At 36.9% G+C, this 25,257-nt stretch carries 19 protein-coding genes; 12 read left to right on the forward strand and 7 right to left on the reverse strand.

Translation table 11 applies throughout. From position 1 onward, the window contains the following. Positions 1-30: 30 nt before the first annotated feature. Complete coding sequence (locus tag B4F31_RS16205) at positions 31-582, reverse strand: site-specific integrase (protein ID WP_286761756.1); 552 nt, start codon at positions 580-582, stop codon at positions 31-33. Between the two features lie 75 nt (positions 583-657). Here B4F31_RS16205 and B4F31_RS16210 point away from each other — a divergent pair, with 75 nt between their 5' ends. The 10 genes from B4F31_RS16210 (at position 658) to B4F31_RS16255 (ending at position 7,506) form a co-directional block, all read left to right on the forward strand. After that, entirely contained in the window at positions 658-1,032 is a 375-nt protein-coding gene (locus B4F31_RS16210; protein WP_317040661.1) for a hypothetical protein, read from the forward strand. Beyond that, on the forward strand, positions 1,033-1,167 hold the full coding sequence (locus tag B4F31_RS16215; RefSeq protein ID WP_257787185.1) for a hypothetical protein: 135 nt from the start codon (positions 1,033-1,035) through the stop codon (positions 1,165-1,167). It abuts the gene before it with no gap. Continuing rightward, complete coding sequence (locus B4F31_RS16220) at positions 1,137-2,222, forward strand: AGE family epimerase/isomerase (protein ID WP_286761757.1); 1,086 nt, start codon at positions 1,137-1,139, stop codon at positions 2,220-2,222. The genes B4F31_RS16215 and B4F31_RS16220 overlap by 31 nt, the downstream gene beginning before the upstream one ends. Positions 2,223-2,598: 376 nt before the next feature. Continuing rightward, a complete protein-coding gene (locus B4F31_RS16225) occupies positions 2,599-2,730 on the forward strand; it encodes a hypothetical protein (protein WP_257787186.1) in 132 nt (43 codons plus the stop codon). A 320-nt stretch (positions 2,731-3,050) separates the two neighbouring features. Continuing rightward, positions 3,051-3,794, forward strand: a complete 744-nt coding sequence (locus B4F31_RS16230; RefSeq protein WP_075325431.1) for a LytR/AlgR family response regulator transcription factor — start codon at positions 3,051-3,053, stop codon at positions 3,792-3,794. A 120-nt stretch (positions 3,795-3,914) separates the two neighbouring features. Continuing rightward, positions 3,915-4,682 carry a hypothetical protein gene (locus tag B4F31_RS16235; RefSeq protein ID WP_093304558.1) on the forward strand — a complete coding sequence of 256 codons (768 nt, stop codon included), beginning with the start codon at positions 3,915-3,917 and terminating at the stop codon, positions 4,680-4,682. A gap of 14 nt (positions 4,683-4,696) precedes the next feature. Then, the gene (locus B4F31_RS16240) at positions 4,697-5,107 is read left to right on the forward strand and encodes a hypothetical protein (RefSeq protein WP_143083642.1); all 411 of its coding nucleotides are present in this window, start codon (positions 4,697-4,699) and stop codon (positions 5,105-5,107) included. 16 nt (positions 5,108-5,123) lie between these two features. Next, complete coding sequence (locus B4F31_RS16245; RefSeq protein WP_075325434.1) at positions 5,124-5,642, forward strand: nuclear transport factor 2 family protein; 519 nt, start codon at positions 5,124-5,126, stop codon at positions 5,640-5,642. Between the two features lie 35 nt (positions 5,643-5,677). Next, positions 5,678-6,619: an NAD-dependent epimerase/dehydratase family protein gene (locus tag B4F31_RS16250; protein ID WP_349675932.1), complete on the forward strand. Its 942-nt coding sequence runs from the start codon at positions 5,678-5,680 to the stop codon at positions 6,617-6,619. Positions 6,620-6,648: 29 nt separating this feature from the next. After that, positions 6,649-7,506: a nuclear transport factor 2 family protein gene (locus tag B4F31_RS16255; protein WP_286761758.1), complete on the forward strand. Its 858-nt coding sequence runs from the start codon at positions 6,649-6,651 to the stop codon at positions 7,504-7,506. Positions 7,507-7,527: 21 nt separating this feature from the next. On the opposite strand, the gene B4F31_RS16260 is transcribed toward B4F31_RS16255, so the two are convergent. The 6 genes from B4F31_RS16260 to B4F31_RS16285 all read right to left on the reverse strand — a co-directional run bounded on the left by B4F31_RS16260 (position 7,528) and on the right by B4F31_RS16285 (position 19,066). Then, entirely contained in the window at positions 7,528-9,489 is a 1,962-nt protein-coding gene (locus tag B4F31_RS16260; protein ID WP_286761759.1) for a tetratricopeptide repeat-containing sensor histidine kinase, read from the reverse strand. 94 nt (positions 9,490-9,583) lie between these two features. Continuing rightward, positions 9,584-10,390, reverse strand: a complete 807-nt coding sequence (locus tag B4F31_RS16265) for a response regulator transcription factor (RefSeq protein WP_075325437.1) — start codon at positions 10,388-10,390, stop codon at positions 9,584-9,586. Positions 10,391-10,749: 359 nt separating this feature from the next. Continuing rightward, on the reverse strand, positions 10,750-13,227 hold the full coding sequence (locus B4F31_RS16270) for a glycoside hydrolase family 9 protein (RefSeq protein ID WP_286761760.1): 2,478 nt from the start codon (positions 13,225-13,227) through the stop codon (positions 10,750-10,752). Between the two features lie 253 nt (positions 13,228-13,480). Further along, complete coding sequence (locus B4F31_RS16275; RefSeq protein WP_286761761.1) at positions 13,481-16,018, reverse strand: glycoside hydrolase family 9 protein; 2,538 nt, start codon at positions 16,016-16,018, stop codon at positions 13,481-13,483. A 222-nt stretch (positions 16,019-16,240) separates the two neighbouring features. After that, positions 16,241-17,122, reverse strand: a complete 882-nt coding sequence (locus tag B4F31_RS16280) for a DMT family transporter (protein WP_093304550.1) — start codon at positions 17,120-17,122, stop codon at positions 16,241-16,243. Positions 17,123-17,227: 105 nt separating this feature from the next. Beyond that, the gene (locus tag B4F31_RS16285) at positions 17,228-19,066 is read right to left on the reverse strand and encodes a PLP-dependent transferase (protein WP_286761762.1); all 1,839 of its coding nucleotides are present in this window, start codon (positions 19,064-19,066) and stop codon (positions 17,228-17,230) included. Between the two features lie 155 nt (positions 19,067-19,221). On the opposite strand from B4F31_RS16285, the gene B4F31_RS16290 reads away from it, so the two are divergent. Beyond that, positions 19,222-21,990 (forward strand): helix-turn-helix and ligand-binding sensor domain-containing protein, encoded by a 2,769-nt coding sequence (locus tag B4F31_RS16290; protein ID WP_286761763.1) that lies wholly within the window; start codon positions 19,222-19,224, stop codon positions 21,988-21,990. A 240-nt stretch (positions 21,991-22,230) separates the two neighbouring features. Next, a complete protein-coding gene (locus B4F31_RS16295) occupies positions 22,231-25,257 on the forward strand; it encodes a SusC/RagA family TonB-linked outer membrane protein (RefSeq protein WP_093304546.1) in 3,027 nt (1,008 codons plus the stop codon).

Raw genomic sequence — 25,257 nt, forward strand, 5'->3', positions numbered from 1 at the left:
TAAGTTGAGTCTTAGTTCTGATGTTTGCATTTATTGCAACAATAATTCACTGGCTTCATCCAGTATGGCAGTATCGAGCTCTTTTAGATAAGCTTTGGTAGTTTTAATATCCTGATGACCTAGAGATTCACTTATTATATCTGTTCCCGCACCTTTTTGTTTTAAGCAGTTGGCGAAGCTATGCCTGGCGACATAACTCGTAACCGGTTTATCAATTCCGGCAAGACTGGCTAATTCCTTCAAATCCTTATTAAACTTGCTGAGAGTTTTTCTTTTTCTATCGTTTAATTGAGTGGGGGTGAGGTTTTCCCTAAGGAGTATTGGAAAAATGTACGGTCTTTTATTTTTGCGGTAATAGTTAAGTATGTCTTTTACCGGGGGCATAATTTTTATAATGAAGTTTCCTTTAGTTTTGGATCGCGTGTAATGAATTCTATCCCCGGAAACATTATTCCACTTTAGTCTCATCATATCAGCGAAATTCATTCCCCTGGTATAGAAACTAAAAATAAAATAATTTCTGCTGTTGACTAAATGAGGCTTATCACTCAAAAATCCGGTTCTGGAAGATGAAAAAATCATTAATCGGAAAGCTTACCATACGATTTACGAATTGAAGAATGGTTTGGGTCCAGCACCGATTAAAACCGAAAAAGGTTGGCTACATTTGGCCCACGGAGTAAGAAAGACCGCGGGAGGATTACGCTATACGTTGTATCTTTTTATGACAGATCTTCAACAAATTATAAAGTGATTTACCAACCGACAGGCTATTTTATGGCGCCAAATTACGAAGAAACGGTAGGCGATGTTCCTAATGTGCTTTTTGGAAACGGTTGGATTATTGATGATGACGGAAAAGTGTTTATTTACTACGCTTCCTCAGATACCAGGTCTCATGTAGCCGTTTCTTCGGTAGAGAAGTTACTGGATTACGTTATAAATACGAGGCAGGATAAATATACTTCTGAAGAATCGGTTAAAGCAATTCTTCAGCAGGTTGAAAAGAATAAAATGATCACAGGAAAATAAATGCAGATAGCAACGGTAATGATTCAACGTGACTTAGAAGCTGAACTTCAAAATATTTTATCCTACTGGAAAGAGTATAGTATTGATGAGGTTCAGGGAGGATTTTGGGCAAAAGAGACCACTTTAACAAACTGATTGAAAAAGCAAATAAAGGCATAATTCTTAATACCCGATTGCTATGGAGTTTTGCTGCAGCCTGTAATTTTAATAACGATTCCCGATTAAAAACGCTGGCAGAACGAGCTTATAAATATTTTGAAGCCCATTTTTATGATGAGGTAAATAAAGGATTTTTCTGGCAAGTAGATTATTTAGGAAGTCCTGTAAATACCAGGAAGCAAATTTATGCACAGGCTTTTAGCGTTTATTCTTATGCTGAATATTTTAAATTATCAGGTTATGAACAGGCAAAAGAAAGAGCGATGGAAACTTTTTCCTTCATTGAGAAAAAGGCCCGAGATTTAAAGGAAAATGGATATTTTGAAGCTTTTCAGAAAGACTGGAGTCCCATAGACGATGTACGTCTTAGTGAAAAAGATCAAAATGCTTCTAAAACAATGAACACCCATTTGCATATACTGGAAGCTTACACCACTTTACTGCAAATAACAGGGAATATTAAGGTTAAAGAGGCTTTAGAAAACCTGGTTAAACTATTTCTTTCAAATTTCCTTGATAATGAATCAGGGCACTATGGATTATTCTTCGATGAAAAATGGTCGTTACAAAGCCCAGTCATTTCTTTCGGACACGATATTGAAGCAGCATGGTTACTAATAGAAGCCGCGAAAATGGTCGGCGATTCAACATTGATTGCTCAAACTACCGAAGCCGCAATTTTTGTAGCAGATAAATTCCTGGAGGAGGCCTATGTGGAGAACAAAGGTGTGAGTAATGAAAAGAACCTGGTTACCGGGAAGATCGACTTTGATAGGCACTGGTGGCCACAGGTGGAAGCTATGATGGGTTTACACTATGCTTTTAATATTTCTGGAGATAAAAAATACAAAACGGCAATACTGGATATCTGGAATTTTACCCAGAACAATTTAATAGACAGACAAAATGGTGAGTGGTTTTTTAGAGTAGACCAGTCTAATAGACCTTATACACAAGATAAATTAAGCATGTGGAAGACACCTTACCATAATTGCAGGACCCTAATGAGGCTTATAAAAGAAACACAATGAAAAAACTTGAATAACGAAATAGAATTAATAAATACATTTCTGGAGTTAACTTGAAAAAAGGCCATTTCCGTGGTTGAAACTTATTAAAGACCAAATTAGAGGGTAATGATAAAGATAAATCCGGAGAGCTAAACTATGTTTTGAATGTAAGGAGCTAATTTTTCTTCGATACCGCAACTTTCATCCAGGCTTGGGTGGGGGTTTTTAAGCACTATATTGTAGAAATATACCTGGTAGGTGTAATTACATCCATGTATTTTTTCCAAATTAAATAAATTATTAAAAAGTTTTATCTCCTTAAGAAACTAATTAGATTAATAACGTTTCCACTTAATTTTCTTTTAGCTATATTTTATAGCCTGAAGCGTTGGGAAATATGAAGAAATTTATACTTGAATCTGGAAAAGCATTAGCGAGACTAAGATCTGGAATAAATGATTTTATTGAGGATAAAATAGAGGGGAGTTCTACCAACCTCATTCACCAGCGTCAAAACTTAATAAAATAAAATCGGTATTTAGTAGTTTTTTACTAAATTAGATACTTAGGATCTTTTAAGATCAAGCCTTTATAGAAATAATTTCCTGTTCCCAGTTTTTTTAAGGCCCACCCCCTCAAAACCTACACAAATATCCTTTTGCTAGAAAAGATTTAAAAAGTAGTACAATCTTAATTCAATTCTGGTAATTATACCTATCTCATAATTTTGTGAGAAAGTAAACTACTTCAGAGCAAGCTCACGAAGCAATAGGATTGGAAAATACAATTTGATTTCGAGATAAGCCTCGGAGCATTTAATCTCGAATATCGAGTAAATACTGGTGGTCAATGATTCAACCCATACAAATATTAATAGTTGAGGATGAAATGATCATTGCAGCTAATATTTCACTGCAGCTTACCGAAATGGGCTATGAGGTTTCTGGGATTATTCCGAAGGGAGAAGACGCGTTGCGATTTATTAAAAACAATCCCCTGGATATTGCGTTGATAGATATTCAGCTTAAAGGGGAATTAGATGGAATAGAAACCGCACAAAAGATGCAGGATTTGCATCCTAATCTTGCCATTATTTATCTTACCGCAAATGCCGATGAAGCAAATTTCAACCGGGCAAAAGAAACCCACCCCTTTGCTTTTATATCTAAACCCTTTAAGAAATTAGATCTACAGCGAAGTATAGAACTAACCATAAGTCAGTTAAAATGCAATATCGTCACTTCGCCAGGAAATAAGGTTGAAGATGCTACTTTTATTCTCAAAGATTGCCTGTTTGTAAGGCACCAGGATACTATGGTAAAGGTAGATATTAAAGCTATTAAATACATAGTGGCAGAGCGTAATTACTGCCGTATTTTTTCTGCTGAAAAAGAATATTTACTGGTCACAACCCTTAAAGAAATGGATAAAAAACTTCCTCCAAAACATTTCCTAAGAATCCATAGGTCCTATATTATTAACCTTTCCAGAATAGATGAAATAGCAGGCACTCACGTCGTTATTTCTAAAAAAGCTATTCCTATGACCAAAGATAAACGCCCAGAACTTTTAAAAAGACTGCAGACCATTTAGACCTTTGATCAAAAATAAGGGTGTTTAGGACAGTTTTTTAGCATTCTCGTCCTAACTTGCTTTATTTCAGTTTTTTACGATGGTATATTGTTCTTGTAATTAATTTAAAAACAAGAAATTATGGAGACCGTAAAATTTATTGCCCTTTTTGTAGCAATTGTATTATTGAACACCAATGAATTATTGGCACAAAATGGAAGCACTACTCAGGCATTCTGGATACACGAAGATCAGGTAAAACCTGCTATGCTAAAAGAATATGAAGCCGTTACCAAAGATTTTATTAAAGCCTGCAAGGAACACAATCTTAAAGATGCAGACTGGACTACAGCGCGTATTGACGGAGGAACCTATTTAACTATTGCTCCCATAAATAGTATGGCCGATTTTGACAAAAATCCTATGGCGCCTTTAGCCGAAAAGATGGGAGAAGAAAACTTCAGGGCTATATTTAGTCGATTTGATAAATGCTACGATACCCACCGCAATTATATGGTGCATTTAATAAACGATATGTCTTATATGCCCAACGGCCTTACCACAAATACCGAGGGAGAAGATTACCGGAAATGGCATTTCTTTCACGTGACACCACAAAATGTTACGAACCTTAGAAACAAGATGAAGGAGATTAAATCCCTTTATGAAACAAAAGGTGCTACACAACATTTCAGAATTTATCGCAATGGTTTTGGAAGTACTGGAGATTATTACCTAGTGGTGATTTCAGCAAAAGATGCGCAATCCTATGCTAAAACTTCTGAAGAAACAGATAAACTGCTTGGAGAAGAGGGTGAGAAATTATTTGATGATCTTATGCAATATGTTCATAAATATGAATCTAAAACAGGCAGTATGCGTCCAGATCTAGCTTATATCTCCAATTAATTAAATAAACAGCTATGAAAGTCTTACACCTCTATTTCATCTCATTACTTATTGGTTTGTTTACTTCAAACTACTTGCAGGGGCAGGAGAATATTGACCAGGATTTGGTAAAAAAGCTATATGAAATCTTGCAAAATAAGAATGCTACGGCAAATGAAATTGCCGCACTAACGAACAGTATAGATTGGGATGAAATAGAAAGTGTAAAGAATAGCAATTACAATATTACGCTTAGCGGAATTATAAAAAATGAATGGCAAAGCATTCTATTTAAGGATCTCAATTTTCAGGTATCTGGTAAAAATAAGGTTTTGGTAACCGGAATAGTGAAGGGTCGCAAAGCATCAGAATGTGAATACATCTATACAATATTTAAACATTCCTGGTCTTTAAAGCAAGGTAAAATAATAGGTTTCCTAGAATAATTAAAAATATAAAGTCATGAAAGAGTTAATGTCATTAGGAGTTGCAATAGTCATATTTATAGCTTGTAGCCAACAACGAACACGCTACACCCAGCAATCACCAGAAATAGAAACTTACAAACAAGTACTGGAAGATTATGAAGATAGGGATTGGGAAGCTATGCTAGCACATTATAGTGATACCGCTAAAATAATGAACAATGTAACAGAAGAAAACGGGAAAAACCTAACGCAATTCTTAGCGGAAAACAAGAAAGATGCCTCTCAATTTACTAGCTGGAATTTTGTAGACGATGCCTCAGAATATGAAATGATTGTAAACGATGAAGGCGAAACCTGGGTGAACTTTTGGGGCCTTTGGGAGGGCACTTATAAAGCAAATAATAAAGTGTATCAAATTCCCACTCATATTACTGCCCGGTTTGTTAACGGGAAAATTGTAAGAGAATTTGGTTATTGGGATGTTTCAAAAATAGTAAAGGATATCCAGCAGGCAGATGAATTAAGTTCTTCAGAAGAAAGAACCGGGAATTAACTGTTAATACAGTTACGACTTACTTAAATGCTATGATGATGAAAACGGTAGGAATTATAGGCGGTTCGGGCTTTATTGGAAGCTACATAACCAGGAAATTTTTGGAAGAAGGCTACGAGGTAAAAGTTTCGGTAACCAATATCCATAAGAGCGAAAAATATCAGCATCTTTTTGATCTTCAAAATTCAGAAAACCTCAACATCAGGGCTTTTAAGTTGGAAGACCTGGATCAATTAAAAGATTTTATAAAAGATTGCGAGATCGTAATTCACAGTGGCACTCCCTTTCAACTGGATGTAAAAGACCCGCAAGCTGAACTTTATGATCCTACTATAAAAGGAACCCAAAATTTTCTCCAGGCAATAAGCGAGGTTTCGAATATTGAAAAAGTAGTTTTTATTGCATCTGTTGCAGCCTGGAATACCAATTTCCCAATGCCGGCAGGTGGCAAAAGCTTTTCTGATACTTTTGATGAAAAAGAAGACAGGTACACCAGTGAAGATAGCCATCCATACTCTCAAGCCAAATTTATTGCTAACCAGGTCGTTGAGAAATTCATCGCAGATAACCCGGACCTTCCATTTGAAATTTGTTCTGTTTCCCCCGTAATGGTGATGGGCAAATCTTTGTCTAATAGAGAAGACTCCACCTCTACTGGCCTGCAATTTCTTATAAAGAACAAATTAGCGCCAGATGATTTTATTCAAAGACTCTACGATAATAATGTTCCTTTTGCCGTGGTAGATGTTGAAGACGTGGCTAATGCCACATACCAGGCAGCCACGAAAAAGGGCTTACACTGCAAAGATTACCTTTTAACGAGTGAAACATATAAAGTGTGGGATATTCATCAAATGTTGAATCATAAAGAACCCAAGGAAAAAGCACAAATTGTCTATAAAAACGATCTCGCAAAAACAGATTTAGGAATTCAGTTCAGGCCCGTAAGAGAAACCCTAAGAAGTTATTCTAAATGAGAAATTACCGAATTTAAAACATATTAATCATGAAAACACTTAAAAACCAGACTATTTTCCTGGCCGTATTTTTAGTGACCATTGCCACTTTTGGACAGGAATACGAGGAAAGTCAAAAAATAGATTATAAAACAGGTAATCCGGCTAATTGGCCAGCTGAACTGGATGCTGTGATAGCTGCACCAAATAATCATAAAATATTATTAGAGAATGACCAGGTAAGGGTACTTGAAGTTTATTTGGCTCCGGAAGAAAAAGAACCGCTTCACCATCACAAATGGCCAAGCGTTTTATATATCCAGGAAGCCGCCGACTTTATTGACTATGATAGTAATGATAAGGTTATTTTTAATACTCAAAAACTTCCGGAACCATTAAGCTTTCCGCTCACCATGGCCAAAGAACCGGAGGCACCGCATTCTGTCGTAAATCTTAGCAAGACAAAGCCCATACGTCTCATTCGGGTGGAGATGAAACCTGAAAGTACAAATCAAAACATAGGGATTATTGATGGCCTTTATAAATCTTTTGGCGAGGGTGATATTCCTTCTGTTCTGGAAGCAATAGACGAAGAAATTATATGGAACGAAGCCGAAGGTAATGCTTATGCCGATGGCAACCCATATATAGGTCCGGAGGCCGTTTTAAAAGGTGTTTTTGAGAGGGTTGGAGCAGAACACGAATATTTTAAACTTGAAGACATCGAGCTACATGAAATGAGCAACAATCAGGTATTGGCTACCTTGCGATATAATGCTAAAGTTAAAGAAACGGGAAAAACTTATAATGCACAAGTTGCTCACCTTTGGACTTTAAAAGATGGAAAAGTTAGTGCCTTTCAGCAATATGTAGATACCAAAAAAATAAATGATGCTATGGGTAATTAAAAAACCTTGTTCTATCTCAAATCAAGGAAACCTGTGAGATTTAAAATTGAATAAATATTGAGTGCCAGAGGTATAAATTACCTGCATCGTCCCATCTAATTGTCGGGTAAGCAAATCGATGAGTGTTTTTCCGAATCCGGTTCCTTTAACGGGTTCACCTTCGGTTTGCCCAATACCATTATCTTTTACTAGCAGCTGCAACTCGTTAGCCGATTTTTTATCTAAATCTATAGTTATCTCCCCCGCTTGCTTATTCGGAAAAGCATATTTGAGGCTGTTTGTTAATAGTTCGTTTACTATTAATCCCAAAGGTACCGCAGTGTCTACATCTAGATGCAATTCAGGCATTTTATAGTTAATCTTAATGCGTTCTTCTTCCCCAAAGGAATCCAGGATATGATTGCCAAGATTTAAGAAATAATCTTTCATTTCAATAGAAGAAAGATGATCATTCTGGTATAAACGCTGATGAATTATACTCATAGAATATACCCTGTTCTGGCTCTCCTTCATCGCACTCACAACATTAGGATCTTTAATTTGTGCTGTTTGTAAAGCCAAAAGGCTGGAAACCACTTCAAGATTATTTTTTACCCGGTGATGAATTTCTTTTAATAAGAATTCTTTCTCCTTATTCTGTTTTCTTAATAGTTTATTTTTCTTTCGATTATTGCTAAAACTAACAAATAGCACCAATAAAATTAGGAACAATAAGCCGGCAATAAGACTAATAAGATTTTGACTCGTTTGCTGTTGTAATAACCTTGTTTCCTGAAGTTGAATAGTATTTTCCTTTTGAGCCACATTAAATTCGGTTTCAAGCTGAGAGATACGTTGATCTGCTTCTGCGGTGAATACAATTTTATTAAGGGAATCATATTCAGAAAATGCTTTATACGCTTCCTGATACTGTGCATTTTTCGCATAAGCTTCACCAAGACTGTTATAAGCTTTGCTTAAGAAGAAACCATCTCCAAAGCTTGGCGTAGCCACCTCGATAGATTTTTTAATATTAGTTATTGCGGCAGGATAATTTTTGTTCTGAATTTGTAACTCTCCAACCGAAAGGTAAGAACGCATTAGCATAAACGCATTATCTAGAAGATAGGCATACTTTATGGCATTTTTACCGGCTTCTTCAGCGCTTTCAAATTCATTCAAAAATGCATAAAGATCTACAAGAGAAATGTAAACATCGCTTAGATTATTATAAAAACCATAACGTTCACCAATTTCAATAGAACGTGTATAGTACTCCATTGCTTTGTTGTATTGTTTAAGTTTTAAATAATTATTTCCAACCACGTAAAGTGTAAAATCATAATCAAGATCTACTACGTTTCTTTCTTCAAAAAAGGAAAGTGATTTCAGGCCATACTCCAAACCTTCCTCATATTTTTCCTGCTTCCAAAACAAGTTGCTTAAATCGCTGTAAGCAATTCCAATTGCTTTATTATTATTTAATTTTTCTCCCAGGCGCAAAGTTTCGAGGGCAAAATCGGCAGCTCTTCCTAATTGTCCACGGCGTTCGTAAACATAGCCTAATTGTGTATTAAGAAATGAAAGGTCGCTTTCTGTTACTTTGGCTTCAGCTTCTTTGAGGACTGCCTCTGCTTCATCTAGTTTTTCCTGGCGCAATAGAATAGCAGCCTGGGTAATTTGGAATCTACCATTCCAAAGCGAATTATTTTTTTCTAAAGTAAGTGCCAATCCTTTTTCGGTAAACTCCAGGGCAGTGCTGAGGTTCCTGGTATGCCAGTAATAAGCCAGATCGTTTAAAACTTCAAACTTAAGAGTATCTGACTCAATTTTCTCCAAAGATTCTTCTAGCTCTTTCAAGTAAGAAAGGCCAAAATCATCGGTTTCTACAAAAATCTTTTTGTATGGATCAGGTTTACTAAAATCGAAGATTTGCCCATAAATTGATGGACTAAAAAGCACTAAAAAGGAAAGCGCTAAAAATAATTTTTTCTCCAGAATCAAGGATCGTAATATTGAGATATCCTTATAAATATAAGACTAAATAACTGTTTGTGAGAACTTTATTGATATAAAATTAAATGGTGTAAAACTGTTTTCAACTTAATACCGGGGAAATTATTCCGGTAGTAAGACATTTGGCAACAAGTTCAGTAGTATTTCTGCAACCGCTTTTTTGTAGTACGTTTCTTCTATGCGTCTTAATGGTGTGAGGAGAGAGGTTCATTTCTGTGGCTATTTGTTCAGCATTTAATCCTCGGGATAATTTACAAACAATAGTTTTTTCTTTTTCGGTGAGAAATTCTGAAAAATTGGCATCTGCACTTTCGCCGGGTTCAAATGTACCTTTAGAAATATCTATATTATAATAAGATTTTCCGCCGTTTATATGAATAAATGAAACTGTATTGGTACTGGTCACTTTAAGGTGAGAAACATCGGTTTGAATGCACAATACATGTTCTGGGGTTCCATTTTCTAACACACTTAATGGGAATGCTTGGTACAACATAGTTCGTGTTTGTTCGCCGGCATTTTTCATTCTATAAGAAAACATATTTTTATAGTTTAATACATCTTCTTTATCAAGAAATTCGGTATAAAAATTATTGATGACTTTGCTCTTAAGACTTATAATTTCAATTTCTTCGGGGATAACGGTTTGTAATAAATCCTGTAGCGTAATATCTCCGGCCTTTTTATTTACAAAACGTTCTACCGAATTAGAAACATATTCCAATCCAAAATTATGAAGGTTTACAATATATAAATAGGAGTCTCCCGGGGCGAAAATAGTGGCAAATCTTTTAAATTCTTCAGAGATTTCAAACGGCCGATACTCTTTTACCTGGCGGGAATACATTTCCTGCCAGTAAGCGGAGATTTTTTCGAAATCCTTTTGCATAAAGTGTGATTGTTTAATCACATTAAATATAGGAATTTTCCTTATTTACCTTAGTCTTTTCAAGTTTTGTGGTAGAAAATTATATAAATGAAAAAACCTCCAGGGAAATCCTGAAGGTTTTTGCGTCAAATACTTTTTAATGGTATTAGAAATTAGATACTCATAAATGTTAATCCCCAAATCAAACATTTAAGAAGTTAGCCCTACCAAATCTTCTTTGAACTAATCTGCTATTACAATTAGTAATTTGACAAGGCTAAGATAGAGACAGAAAATAATTTATAAAATACCACTTTAAAGGTAATTTATTAGGTAATGAGAGTTGAATATTCTAAGCTTTTTACAGTGAGATTTTCCAATTATTCGTTTAATAATTTATCGGCTGCCAATACTAAAAAAAGGTAATCTGTAGTACCACCGCCTAAAACATATTCGGTTTGTTGCCAAAGAAAAGGCCATTCCAGCAATTCAGGAAAATCGGGTCGAATTAATGCCGTTCCCGAGCCAATTCCGCCGGGAGTAAAAGAGAAATCGCCCCGGTTCATTCCATAAGCCTGGGTTAAGGAGCGAGAACCCACTCCCGAAGCAAAAGAAGATGTATTTACACCCGGATGTGTTCCTAAAACAAAATTGAGCGCGTTTAGCATATATTTCTTCGGAAAGATTTCAGGAAAAGCGGTATGTAAAAAATACTGTTTCATCCCAAAATTCTGAATTCCCCATCCTGCACCCCAAATATCGGGTTCATAAGGCATTCCGTAGGGAGTTTGCGCTCCTAATTTTTCTACTTGCACGTAATAATCTTCTACAGAAGCTTTTATTTTATTTCTGAAATTTTCATCTTGAATTTCATCAAAAACGGGTGCGAGAACCCAGCCGGTTTGCGCAATATTTTCAGCAAAAATTTCAGCATTTTCTTTTATAAAATTTTCATATTTCGCGTCAGAAGTACTTCTGAAGAGTTCTACACCTAAGCTGAGTTTGTGCACGGGATTATCTGTAGAGGTAGTTTCCCAGGTTTTTTTAGCAATTTCCAGGGCATCTTCAGCCAGGTCTGGATTAAAATCTTTTAGAGACCTGTAGGTGGCAGCTAGGGCCGCTGCACTTTGTAATTCCCTACGCGGATTTTCTTCGGTAAACACCCAGCGATCATCTGGCGCGCCTTCCTGGCCTAACGGAATTTCTTTTGAAGTACTGGTTTCTTTATAAATCTCGCCATCAGAATGGTTTACCGGGTCGCCCAACAAAACATATTGGTCTAAAGTAGGCACAATCACCCCACGATAAAACCGACCCAAAGATTTATAGCCATTTACAATATGTATGGTGCCGTGTTCTATTTGCTGAAGAAAATCGGGCTTTCCATCGGGTTGCAAAATATCTACGGTTTTTGTTTCCTGGTTTATGGTGGTATTATCATAATCTTCCTGAAAAATCTCATAAATATGCGAAAGTCCGTGGATGGTAGAAGCCTGGGATTCTATTCTAAGATCGTAATCTCCGGCATCGTGCCAACCACCGGCATCTAGCCCCGGTACGTGTTCGCCAGGTTCAAAATTGGTAAGGGTTTCAGGGCCTTGCAGGTAACCATCAAAATGATTGGTATCTACAGGCGCCATTCTTGCATCGTCTAAATGACAACGGCCATGCCATATTTTATATCTATCGTTTACCAACATATGGCACATTTGCACCGGTAAAAAATATTCTAAAGTGGGTTGCCAAACCTCACGTTTATAAACATCTTTGCTAATTTGAAAAGCTTCAGTAGTATAATCGCCGTATTTTACAACATACATTCCGGGTTCTTCGATTTTGGTAAAATCCAGCTGATAATATTTATACCTGAGGAATTCCCCCCAATTTGAAGGATTTTCTGAAAGAACCTCGGTAAAACCACCTTCATTATTTATCCGTAATAATTTCGCCTCTTTCAGGTTAGTATCATTTTTATCGGTTTCTATCACGGCAATTTTTTCCTGGGCGGGATGATAACCAACCTGGGAAATTTGAACTACGGGATCGTATGTATAATCTTCCAGGGTGTTTGGAGTAATAAGCCATTCAATAGCATTTTTGGTGGCTCCTGAAGGAACTAGTGACCTAACCACAAACCAGCCATTACTATGCTGTGCACGGCCATCTATTAACTCTAAATTATTTTCTTTTAAGTTTTCAATTTTTAAAGTTTGCCTGGGCGTACCGGGGGCAATCACTAATTCTTTTCCCGTAGCCATAGGCTTTATTTGATATTCATCGTCATCATCATAAGATCCCGGGCCATTTGCCTGGCGGTTAAAAAGACCAAATTCGTTATCCATATAATATGATTTGCCAAAAAGGTAGCCGGGGAAGAATTCGATATTCATTCCCACTTTTCCAATCCATTCTTCAGGCAAAGCTTCATCCAGGTCTACTACGATTTTAAAAGATTTTCCCTGCGGAATTATTTTCAGGTTATAAGAAAATTCCAAATCGGGATATTCAATAGGATTAAAGCCTGTTCGGTTTTTGGCTTCATCGGGATAAGCCATTTTCACACTAATATTATTATTTTCCCTATTTACAACCCGTTCCCCAACTTTTGGTACCGGTTGCCATTGCCCTGGGGTAGGCTCCAGGCGTAAATCTCCGTTGGTGGCAACTCTAATTCCATTTTGAATAATTCCTACACCGCCCTGATGACTTTCCGGATAAAAATCGTGCGCAAGCATGACGTTGAGACCGCGCATTTCAAGATATTCCTGCTCATTAATTTTTAAACTGTCTCCCTGGTTTTGGGCAAAAATTGTTGTTATTGAAAAACAAATTAGAAAGGAAAGTAATAGTGATTTCATATTGTTGAAGTTTGGCTATAAACTATAGAAAAAGATTTATAGGTTAGTTGGTAATTTTTAATTCTTGATCTTTATTTTAATCTAAAAGCTATTCTTCTTTTGAAATTAATGAAAAAACGGAAGAAGAGCTAACAAAGCGTTTATATTCTGAATATTAGGACATTATAAGTAGTTAAATATTCATTTGAATAATAGGAGTAAAAAGAGGAGACCGTTTAACTTTAACTAACAGCCTCCTTTTTGAATCAGTAGCTTATTTTTCGTTCAGGAGTTCATTTGTGGCATTAACAAGAAAAATATAGCTTGCTCCAATATCTACTATATATTCATTTTCGCCCCAGAAAAAAGGCCAGTTTTCCTTATTTTCGGGAAAATCAGGATTCATCAATAAAATGCCCGGTACAATTCCTCCCGCAATAAAACTGAAGTCTGCCCGGTTACTACCGTAGGCAACTTTTTTAGTTTTTGTCCCCACTCCCGAAACAAAAGAGAGATTAGAATGCGGATGTCTTCCAAAAATATAATGTAATCCCTTAAATACATGTTCTTTATCTACCAGGTCTGGATATAATTTATGCGCCCTGTAATTTGCGATGGCAAAATCAATAATCCCGTGATTTCCACCCCAACCCGGTCTGCGAAACATAGGTACACCGTAGGGATTGTCTTTTTCTAACTGGTCAATTTCATCAACATATTTTTGAACATAAGTTTTCAGTTTTTTATTGAATTTCTCATCCATATGAGGCGCGGCATGTAATGCAATATCTATGGTTCTGTCCAGACTTTCATCCATCGCTTTCCAGATTTTTTCTTCAAAAGCTTCGGCATATTTTTCCTCTTTAGTACTTACGTAAAGCTGCATGGAAGCATTCATTTCACTAAGCTTTAGAAAACGTGCAAAATAGCCGGAAGAGGCTTCCTCTAAGGGCATATTTTCATTTTCCTCCCATAGTTTCTTTGCTAATTCAATGCATTCTTTAGATAAAGAAGAATTGTAATCCTTTAAAGCCCGGCTGGCTGCTGCCAATGCACCGGCGGTGCGGTAATCCAGGTAAGGAGAACGCTCTGTAAAAACCCATCTATCATCTAATGTTCCACTGGATAAACCATCGCTTTCAAACGGTTCCAAATCGGGATTGTAGGGCAGGTTATCAGTTTCGGTAGAGGCATCTCCAAGATGATGGTACTGGTGCAGGTTGGGAACCACTATCCCACGTACCGGATGCCCTATATTATTAATTTGAGCCACAAGATTTAGGGTTCCATGTTCAATTTGCTGAAGGATATCTATTTTTCCATCAGGCCGATGAATATCTACATAACGATTTTTCTGATTAATATGGGTTTGATCACGTTCCAGCCCAAATTCTTCCCAGGATGCCACAAGATCTGTAATTGTGAGACAATGTGTGCCGGTTTGGATGTCGTAATCTCCTGCATCAAACCATCCGCCTACATCCAGGCCGGGAATATGTTCATAGGGTTCAAATTTAGTATCGGTAGAAGAGCCCATACTGTAGCCATCAAAATGTTCCTGATCCAGCGGGGCTTGTATAGCATCATCCATAAATGGTCTGCCGTGCCATGTTCTATAGGCTTCATTCACCTTCATATGGTCCATTTGCACGGGGAAAAACACATCCAGGGTTGGATGCCAGGCCGTTTCATAAACCTGCTCACTAATAGGAAATGTATTTGTTGTTTGATCTCCATATTTAATATAATAAATCCCAGTTTCCGTGATATCAGAAAAATCAAATTCAGCATAATTATACCTAAAATGTTTTCCCCATTCGGCCACTTTTTTACTAAATTTTTCGATTGTTTTTCCCTCAGAAGTTACCTGGTATAAGGAAGCAGTTTGCAGTTGATTATCATTTTCGTCCAGTTCTATAATGGCAACCTTTTCCTGGCTTGGATGGTAACCTACCTGGGAGAAGCCAATATTTGGATCGCGTAACCAGTTGGATACCGTGTTGGCTTCTAAATGCCATTCTAACACCTTTCCGGTCTTATTTGCCGGTAGTATACTGCGGGTAACAAACCAGCCGTTTTGAGCCAGGCTTCTTCCATCAAATAATGAAATTTCGGTTTCTGAAGTAATTTCTACGTGGTGATAAGGATCTTCGGGTGCCAGAATAATGGTGTTACCACTGGCAAGGGGTTGGGGTACTATAAATTCTTCTTCCCCACGGGTGTCCAGGGTAGAATGCCCGGCAAACTGCGGTACTTTTTCACTAATGGGTTTAATCTTAGTATTACCTGATGGGTAAAGGGGAAAAATACCGGGATTACCATTTACCAGGTAGGATTTTTCAAAATAAGCAGCTGGGAGAAATTCTAAATTAAATCCTGCTTTTCCTTCCAGGTTTTCAGGAAGAGGTTCATCCAGATAAACAGAAATATTTATTCTTTTTCCTTCGGGTTTAACAATGATTTTTGATGTAAATTCTAATTGCTCATACCTGGTAGTTACTTCTACGGTATTGGTACTACGATCTACCTTTCGTTCTAAAAGTGAAGGTACGAGATCCCATTGTTCGGGGGTATTTTGTAGTCTTACAGCACCTCCGGTACTGCTTCTCATCCCGTGATGAATTAGTTCAATTCCTGCGTTTTTCTCATCAAAAAAGAATCCGTTATACTCGTTACTAAAAACAAGGACATTGAGCCCCCGCGTTTCAAAATATTCTTTTTCGTTAAGCTCAAGTTGAGCAAATATTTGGCCGGTACATAAGCTGCAAAAAACAATGAGTAACCAATTCTGAACTGAGTAATTTCTATGCATAAGTGTTTAGTTTTTATAAAAGTATAAAATAATTGTTAAATACACACTTTATTATTTTTCAGTTAAAAAGAATGGGAAAAGCAATAATTTTTTTGAAGATTTAATGAGTGAAAAAAGAAGGTTCTCAGTTAAAAAAATAGACCGGAGTTGTGTTTTAGTGGAAAGAGAATTTTAATTATTCAGCAATTATATAAAGAGAGAGGTATATAGGCTGGTGAAACTTTAGTTTGACCGGGAAGTTAATATTACACCCAAAAATACTACGCTTAAGCCAACAATATCCATAATCTTAATAGTATCACCAAAAGCTATCCAGGCCATGAGCATGGTCACCGGCGGCCCCAGGTAAAATAAACTCGCTACCCGGGTGGCGTCAAGTCGTTCAATTAACCGCCACATGAGAATATAGGCGCCGAGGGAGACAGCCAGAATGAGCCATATCATAGCAAAAGTAAATTCAGAAACCCATTCTACAGCTAATTTTTCTACAAAAATTGAAGGGATAGCTAAAGCCAGCATAGTGGCCAGACTTTGATAGAAAAGAGTCTGGTCTAGTGGTAGTTTCTCGTTCTTATCATCTATCTCCATTTTACGCTGAATTAATGTAGCAATAGTGATTCCTACAACAGATCCTAAAGGAATTAGATAACCAAAAATTGAACTTGATTTGCTAAAATCTATTCTAAAAGCTACGGTTAATACTACACCTAAAAAACCTAATATTAATCCCCACCATTGATATTTATTGGTTTTTTCATTAGTAACATAACCAGAAAGTGCACCGGTGGCTAATGGCTGCAACGCGACGATTAGGGCTACTATCCCCGCCGGCACTTCTTCCGCAAGCGCAAGTAAAACGCAGGTTAGCCATACTCCATGCGCCAGGAAACCAATAAGCATATTGAGGGACACCGCTTTAAAACCTACCCATTTCAATCTATTTCTGAAAAGAAGGTAAAGCAATAATAATACGGTTACTGCGAGATATCTTAGGAAGATTAAAGTAAAAGGCCCGGTATAAGGAAGTCCATATTCGGCTCCTATAAAACCGGAGTTCCATAATAAAACAAAGCCTACAATTAGTAAAATTGTACTTCTTTTCATCGTAGCGGTTTTCTACAGCGCGCAGCGCTTTAACCATTGAAACTACACAGTTTTTAGCTAACTCACAATAGAAAAAAGAGGGAGGCCTTAAAACCTCCCCTAACTCTAAATTTGTTCAACGAAATCTAAAAAGACTTTTTTATGAAGCTCAAGATCCAAATCGGGAGATACAGATACCCGGGCTATATAATCTTTGTCGGCTTCTTTAGTAGTTCCCTGGGTAGACGTGGCAGGGATTGTCCAGTAACAACCCTTTAGTTGCCCATAACTCACACAATATTTACTTTCGTTTGGGATTTCACTAATCATCATATTGATTAGCTTTTGATTTAATTTCCTTTTATAAGCTTCTCTTTCTTCTTGTGTATTTCCTTTTGTAGGAAGATCTAATGAAAATACAGAGGGAGTAAAGCCTTGCTCAGCTAATTCTTCTGATACAAAATTGATTTTTGCGTCTGGTAATGTTTTCCTGATAAAGTCTACAAATTCCTGTGTGTTCTTATAGGCATCGGCAATTCTTTGATTCATAGAAGGTAATTGCTCTGCTAATATTTCAACCTGAAGGGCAGTTGCTTCATTATCACAAAGAATAAGATGCTTATCTATCTTGCTCAATAAATTTTCAGCTTTTTGATTGGCAACACAGTAACCGGCAGTACATTTTCCGCCACTTGGAAATTTAGATCCACTAACATATGAAATTGTTCGAATAGAAGATAATATTCCATCTTCGGCTAAAAATTGTACGTTAGGACAAAAGGTTTGATCTAAAATAAATACAGGATCTATAGCCGTTTCGCCCCTGGCGGTTTTACGTTTTTTGCTTAAAGCGTCTCTTAATTTTTCCAGGTTGGGAACTTCAACTCGTGGATTGGTAGGGATTTCGGCAATAATATAAGGAACAGCATCTTCTTTGGCAACCTGCTCCAAAACCATATCAGTACTTTGCACCATATCATTATCACCGTCTACCGGTAAATCTACAATGTCTACATTTTCCAGGCTGGCAGCAACCCGTCTTGCCTGGTCGTTTGTACCACCGTAACAATTAGGAGGAACAACAATTTTAATCGCTTTTCCAGGATGTTTCTCCAGGGCTTCGTCAATAAGTCCCATTATAATGGCATATTGCATCGAAAGTCCGCACGAGGCAAGTAATGCATTTGAATTTGTGCCGGTAATATTTTGGATTGATGCAATTACACTAGCTTTATTGTTTTCAGTATTATTGCGGTTAGAAGAAGGTTTTCCTGCTAATTGTTTTAAAGCAGAAAAAGAATCTGCCGGGGTCATAGCAATACTTTCTCTTCTTCTTACGTGTTGTATTTCAGAAATGTACGTCTCATTTTTTTCGCCATTTACCAGTAAAATACTTCCAGTATTTGGATAAGTATTAAGCCAAAAGTCGATATTTGGATGCAGATCAACTTTGCCAATTTCGTCTTTTTGTGAAATAAATATAGTGCTCCCGTTAAATTCAGAAATCTCTTCAGCATTCTCCACCTGTTTTAATTCAAAATTATATCCGTACACATTTTTTAGCGCTTCAGTATCAAAAAAATCCGGTAACGAATTGGTATAAACGATCTGTGTATTTTTATTGTCGAATAGATTTTTTCTTAAAACCGCTAAAACAGGCATCGTCCTGGAAGAAAAACTGATAATATTTTCGGGCTTGAGATTATTCAATTTAGCAATTCCCCATTCCAGAACAGACGATAAGGGGTGACCTAAACGAATATAATCGAAAGCAGTGGGTAATGCTTTAATTGCTGAGGTTTCAGCATTGTTAGCAGCAAATAAGGTTTCAAACTTTTCAAGAAATTCAGTTTTCGCCAATTTTTCATTATAAATGTCCAATCTATGGGTGGTTAGTTTCAACCAATCATTGGGTACGTTTTTTATTACCTCTTCAATATAGTTTAGCACTTTCTGCTCTTTCATAACTTAACTTTTAGATAAGTTGGTAATATAAACTGCTTAATACAATTTTAAAAGTAAAAGCGATCGATTTTCTTAGTACCGTTATAATTCTTTTCTTAATTTTTCCCTTTAGTAAAAGCCCATATTATTTAGTAATTTCCGTTTTTTGCTAAACTATGCGTTTACTTGCTCTCTTTTTGTTTTTTAGCTTTAGCCTGTTTGCTCAGGAGCTGCCGCCAATTACCAATTTTGACCCCGGAATTTACAATGCCGGCAATCAAAACTGGATGCTGACGCAAGCAGATAATAACCATATTTATATAGCCAATAACCTTGGCTTACTCTCTTTTAACGGTGAACATTGGAATTTACACAGGGTGCCAAATGCCAGTGCGGTTCGCTCTGTGTTAGCCAAGGATAAAAGAATTTATACGGGGTCTTATATGGATTTTGGATATTGGGACACAGACCAAAAAGGAGAACTAAATTATACCAGCCTAAAAAACCTTTCTGAAGAAAAAATCCTTGATGGCGAACAATTCTGGCATATTGAAGCCCTGGAAGAATATATTATTTTTCAAAGTTTACGTCGGCTTTATAGCTATACCCGGGAAACCGAAGAAATTAATACAATTAATGCCGGTAATATTATCTCCAATTTATTTAAGGTGAATAATAGACTTTACTACCAGGTTGCAGAAGACGGACTTTACACCATAGACAACGGGAGGATTGAACAGGTTATTTCTAATGCTAAAATTAAAGACAAACCCATTGTAGGTCTATTTCCTTTTGAAGAAAATAAAATGCTTGCCGTTACCCGTGATGACGGGCTTTTCACTATTGAAAATTCTAATTGGGAGCCTTTTCAGTTTAAAGATTATCCTTTAAATGAAAGTATTTTTACCGCAAAATTGCTGGAAGACCAAACCCTTGTTTTAGGAAGCATTGGTAATGGGCTGCACGTTTATGACCTGGCAACTTCACAAAACTACCAATTGCTCCAACCGGTAATTAATAATAATACGGTTTTATCAATTTTGGAGGATAAAGCCGGTAATATTTGGGGTGGGCTGGATAATGGACTTGTGCTTATTAATCGTAAAAGTCCGTTTAGGTTATTCACCGATATTTCGGGAAAAGTAGGCACGGTTTATTGCAGTCATCAATTTGGGGATAATTTGTATTTAGGTACTAACCAGGGTTTGTATCTTAAAATAGGAACTTCTAATACTTATGAACTCATTCCCGGCACTAGCGGTCAGGTATGGAGTATTAATGAAATTAAAGGAAAACTTTACGCAGGGCATGACCGCGGAATTTTTGCAATTGAAGGGAACAGTGCAACCCATATTTCAGATGGTCCCGGGGTCTGGGAAATAAGGGAATTTAAAAACGGACTGCTTCAGGGGCATTACGACGGAATTAGTTTTTGGGAAGAAGGAAATGTTGAAAATGATCCCGTTTATTTAGCAAATTTCGATCTTTCTTCGAGAAATTTAGTGGTACAGAATGATTCTACTTTTTGGGTGGGCCACGATCATAAGGGAGTTTTTAAATTAAAAATTAATGCTGAAGTAAATGAAGTTTTAGACCTGGAAAATTACAGCGTATCCTACGATGGTGGTATGGGACTTAAAGTATTTCAGTTTAATGGCGCTATCTATTATTCTACTGAAGATGAAATTTATAAATATGAACCAAAAACTGACACCTTCAGCCTTGAAAATGAATTAAATAATTTAATTCAGGAGCAAAGAATTAGCGGAATTTCCCACGTTTTACCCGATAATACCTGGTGGGGATTTGGTGAAGACAATCTTTTATATGTTACCCGAGATGCTTTTCAGGATAGGTTAAGCGCAAAATCGGCAGCTATTCCCTTAGAATATAGGAGTATTGCGAAGGGTTTTGAAAATATTTCCCTAATTGGGGAAAGTGAATATCTGGTGGGTTCTAATGTAGGCTATACTATTTTTTCTACCCCTTTAGATTTGCCTTCTATGGAGCAACTTAATATAAATAAGGTTTCTACTGCTGCGTTGGAGGAGGAGTTTAAAAGTCACAAGTTAGACCTTAATCAATTAGAATTACCAAACTCGGTTAATAATATCAATTTTGAATTTAGTATACCGGCCTATTCCAAACTTGCAAAACCGGTGTATAGTTATAGAATTAAAGGTTTTAGTACGGGTTGGAGCACCTGGCAACGCAACGGTAGCGCAACTTTTGAAAATCTTCCGGCGGGAGATTATGTATTTGAAGTACGTGGTAAATATAATAACAGTATAAGTGAAATAGCTACTTACGCATTCACTATTGCTTTACCATGGTACGCTACAACGGTAGCAATTGTAGTTTATATTTTACTTTTCTTATTGCTCATTTTTATCTTGCATAAAATTTACACGGGATATTACAGAAAACAGCGGGAAAGATTATTGGAACAGAATAAAAAGAAGCTGGAAATACGGCAATTAGAATCGCAACAGGAGATTATTACACTTCAAAATCAAAAACTGGAATCTGATGTAGCTTCTAAAAACCGGGAATTAGCGGCCTCTACGATGAATATTATTAAAAAGAATGAATTTCTTACCCAGCTTAAAAACAAACTGACTGAAGCCAATAAAAAGGAAGATATTCAGGAGGTCATTTCTATTATTAATAAGAATATTGCCGAAAAAGATAACTGGAAACTATTTAAAGAAGCTTTTGATAATGCCGACAAGGATTTCCTGCAATCTGTAAAAAAAGAACATCCTAACCTAACTTCTAACGATCTTAAACTTTGTGCTTATTTAAGGCTCAATTTATCCTCAAAAGAGATCGCTCCACTGCTTAATATTTCGGTGAGAAGTGTAGAAATAAAACGATATCGTTTGCGGAAGAAAATGAATTTAGAGCATGATCAGGGATTGGTAGAATACATCCTTAAGTTTTAGTGCCTTTACATGAACGTATTCTTCCTCAACATTACCACAACATTTAATGTAAACCACAGAAAATCAATATTTAGCTTAAAATAATTATAGGCTGCGTATTCATTGATTTCAGCGGGTTTTGTATGCATATTTCGCAAAATTCACCTAATAATTTTTCCTGTATACTATTTGTAAGGGTGATTTATTATTGCTGTTAATGCTTTCTTAATACATTGATTTCCGAATTTAAATCATCAACAAATGAATAAAATACTCGTACTAATTTTGTTTTGTATAGGAACCTTTTCCTTGCAGGCACAAACCTTTTCTGTTTCGGGAATGGTAGATGAAGCTGATACCGGACTTCCACTACCGGGAGTAAACATTATTGTAAAAAATACTTCTAATGGAGTGGTAACCGATTTTGATGGAAATTACACCATTAATGAAGTTTCAGCCGGAGACGTTTTAGTATTTTCCTATGTGGGGTTTCTTCCGCAGGAAGTTACCGTGGGAGAAAATCAGAATGTAATAGATGTTACATTAAAAACAGATGCTGCTGCTTTAGAAGAAGTTGTAGTAATTGGTTATGGAACCCAGCAACGTAAAGATATTACCGGTGCCGTTTCCGTTGTTTCCAATGAAACTATTGAAGAACTTAATCCTATTAAAATTGAGCAGGCCCTGCAGGGTACTGCGGCCGGGGTGAATGTTACTCCATCTTCCGGCGCACCGGGAGCAGGAATTAATGTAAATATTCGAGGAATCGCTTCCAACAGTGAAAATGGCCCGCTAATTCTTATAGACGGTTACCAGGGAGATTTAAACACTATAAACCCTAACGATATTGAATCTATTTCTATCCTAAAAGATGCGCAAGCCGCAATTTATGGTATTGCAGGAGCTAATGGAGTGGTTTTGGTAACTACAAAATCTGGTAAAAAGAATACCGCGCCTACCGTACAGTATGATGCTTATGTAGGAATGCAGGAAACTTCAAGAAAATTACCACTATTGAATGCCACAGAATATGCTTTACTTTTAAATGAAAGTTATGCCAACAATGGCCAGGCCTTGCCTTATCCCAATGTTAGCGATTTAGGTAGGGGAACAAATTTTCAGGACGAGGTTTTTGACACTTCTCCAATTATGAGTCATAACCTTACTTTAAATGGAGGTTCAGAAAAAGTAACCTATTCGTTCGGGGTTTCACACCTTGACCAGGAAGGAATAATTGGCGCTGAAAAATCTGATTTTCAAAGAAGCACCGCGAGATTTAATATTGGGGTAGATATTTCAGATGAATTTAAATTTACCGCCAATTCAATTTATACAAGTCTAAACCGAAGATCTATTAACGAAAACGGCTTAGGTTCTGTTTTATTTAACGCCTTGAATATTCCGTCCACATTTAGCCGCGACCAGGAAGATTTGGAAGGAAGATTAGGAAACGAGATTATTAATCCACTTTCACAAATTGAAAATACCTTTAATGACTATAATCTTAATAAATTCAACGGTTCTTTCAGTCTGGATTATACGCCTATAGAAGAATTGACCTTCACCTCCAGAATTGGTTACAGTCTATCTAATTCAAAAGGAAAAGATTTTGCGCCAATTATAGATTATGGGCCGGGAAAGGTTTTTAACAATGTTCGTAGTACGGTAAACCAAAACCGAATTAACGATAATTCTTATACCTATGACCTTTTTGGGACTTACGAGAATACTTTTAATGAAACACACCATTTAACCGGTACTGCCGGGATGACGGTAATTAGGGACTGGGGAGATGGTTTATATGCTACTGGTTATGATGTTCCAAATAACTCCTGGGACTTTGCTGATATTAGCCTAACTACGGGAACAAACGATGGTTTGAACAACAGTGCTTATAAATATGACATTAGAAAGTTATCCTTCTTCGGAAGGCTACAGTACGATTATCAAGGAAAATACCTTGTTTCTGGGATGCTTCGTAGAGATGCTTCCACAAGATTTGGCCCGGAAAACCGTGTAGGTTATTTCCCGTCAGCAACGGCTGGTTGGATTCTTTCTGAAGAAGATTTCTTAGAAGATTCTAATGTAATTTCATTCTTAAAATTAAGAGGAAGTTTTGGTATACTTGGTAATGATGAAGCCGGTGGCGCAGAATTCTACCGTTCATTATTAGATGGTGAAGCTACTTATGTTTTAAATGGGAGTTTAGTAAACGGTACCGCTTTAGGTAGAATTGCAAATCCCGGGGCAGGCTGGGAAGAAGCCGAAAAAACAAACATTGGTATAGATCTTAGGCTTTTTAATAACAGAGTTGATATTGCCGCCGATATTTTTAGAGAAGATCGAAAAGATCTTTTGGTTGCAGGAATTCCTGTTTCGGGGATTTTTGGTGGTGGCGCACCGGGATCTGGCGCTCCAACTATAAATGCTGGAACTACCCGAAATGAAGGTTTTGAATTTGCTATTAATTATAAAGAAAATTTTGGGGACGATATTCGAGTTGGAATTGGTTATAATGCCACTTTCTTAAGGAATGAAGTAACCGCGGTAAATGGAACCGAGTTTCTTCCCGGCGGTCAATTTGGTGTGGGACAACCACAACCGGCACGTTTTCAGGAAGGTTTCCCTATTGGTTATTTCTACGGATATAAAACCGACGGGATTTTCCAAACGCAGGAAGAAGTAGATGCGCATCCTTCACAGGAATCGTTAGGTGCTGAAGCCTCGCCTGGCGATATTCGTTATGTAGATACCAATGGTGACGGAGTTATAAATGTAGATGATCGTACCAATATTGGCGATCCTATTCCTACCGCTACAATGGGCTTAAATCTTAATTTCAATTATAAGAATTTCGATTTTACCGCGTATACATACGCTTCTTTAGGGAACGATATGGTAAGAAATTACGAGCGTAATCAGCCAAATGTAAATCGCCACGCTTATTATTTAGAAAGATGGACCGGGCCGGGAACAAGCAACGAAGTGCCTCGTGTAACAACAGGTGCAACTTCTAATGTGGCTTTTTCAGATTTTTATGTTGAAGACGCTTCTTATGCAAGGATTCAGAATGTTCAGCTGGGTTATAGCCTGCCTGAAACATTTTTAGAGCAAGTAGGTATAAACCGCTTAAGAGTTTATGCTTCGGTACAAAACCTTTACACTTTCACTAATTACAAAGGTTTTGATCCTTCGGCCTCTACCGGTGAAGCTATTGGTGGCGGAATTGACTACGGATTCTACCCTGTACCAAGAATTTTCCTTGCAGGTTTAAACCTTAACTTTTAA

It is taken from the genome of Salegentibacter sp. UBA1130 (assembly GCF_002311535.1).
GTDB lineage: Bacteria > Bacteroidota > Bacteroidia > Flavobacteriales > Flavobacteriaceae > Salegentibacter > Salegentibacter agarivorans.